Origin of the sequence: Yoonia sp. R2-816 (assembly GCF_046762905.1) — a bacterium.
Lineage (GTDB): Bacteria > Pseudomonadota > Alphaproteobacteria > Rhodobacterales > Rhodobacteraceae > Yoonia.
Map to the genome: position 1 here is coordinate 1 of NZ_JBKQXN010000210.1, position 1,367 is coordinate 1,367.

At 55.9% G+C, this 1,367-nt stretch carries 1 protein-coding gene; it reads left to right on the forward strand.

Annotated elements, in window-relative coordinates:
- The first annotated feature begins 328 nt into the window (after positions 1–328).
- Complete coding sequence (locus tag ACFWW2_RS13985; protein ID WP_393928761.1) at positions 329–1,132, forward strand: hypothetical protein; 804 nt, start codon at positions 329–331, stop codon at positions 1,130–1,132.
- The last annotated feature ends 235 nt before the right edge of the window (positions 1,133–1,367 follow it).

The window sequence follows — 1,367 nt, forward strand, 5'->3', positions numbered from 1 at the left end:
TGTCAGCCCAGACCAAATGGCGGAAGCTCGACGGCGCAAACCGCATGCCCGAGATCATCGAAGGGATTGAATTCAAAGACGGGATCAAACAACTTAACCATGCCGCCTAATCACGCCGTCACCAACTTTCGGGCATAGCTCGTCATCACCATCAATCGATCCCAGTTCGAAGCTCTGTTTGAGGGCTTGGACTGGCAACGCGTTGTGCCGCGGCACACCCGCAGGCCAGCGGTCGTATAGTCAGTTGATGGAGATCTGTCATGACCCCCACGTGTGGCAGATAGCTCAAAACTGACTTGAATGAGACAACAACCATGGAGTCACCGCTGTGCAAGATCCAATGATCATCGACATTCCGGCTTCAGTTCTTGCCGCGATACACAGGCTTTCCATCGAGGCCGCACTGTCGGTCGAACTCTATGCGCAGCAACTGATAGGCGAGGCTGTCACGGCGTCGGACGCAGGCTCAATGCAAGACGCGCCCATCGCGGGAGAGATGTCGGGCGAACCGCAGATCTTTGATCGACAGGCATTTCGACAGAAGATGAACGTGATGCACCGCGTCCAACTTGGAAGGCGAACCACGCCAGATGTCGTCATCACGGAGATCCCCGGTTCCATCATTGTCGCGTTAAACCAAGACGCCAAAGAAACCGGGCTGTCTGTGGAAGAGTACGCCAAGAACCTGATAGCGGAGGCGGTCAGCAGGCACGTGGCAAAGATGGACCGCTCCCAAGACCCGCTCGCGGCAGCACGCGCACGCGGCGTGAAAAGATTTGCGGAAATGTTGTCACGCGAAGACATGTGGGTCGCCGAAAAGATAGCGGTCGTGCTCAGCCTTTCAGCGCAACAGGTCGATGAATTGCGACTGGCGCATAAGATGCTCGGGATCACAGGCCCAACCGGCGAAACCAAGTATCCGCGATGGCAGGTCGATTCAAATGACACGATCATCGACGGTTTGGACGAAGCGCTCGCAATCCTTGGCGACAATGGTGCTACCGCTTACCGCATCCTTTGCGAGATTTTTCCTGATGGACGCGACAACACCCACTGGCAGTGTCTGCAGGATGGAAGGAAGACGGACGTCCTCAAACGTCTGCAGGCGATCGCACGCGGCGATTTTGTGTGAATATGCCAAGCAGTCGGGAGAACTCATATCCAAGCACGGAGGCTGCATATCGGCCGTTCGATGTCCGCGAACATAATGACTGCTGTGCGGGACAAGGACGAAACCGCTCTCGCGGTATTGGCGCTTACGGCGGATGTTGTGCGCTGATGTAAGCGGCGTGGATTTTGCGAACTGACGCACCTGTTTGACGATTGGGACCTTCTCAATCTGATGACAGGAGTTTCCGATGACGGAC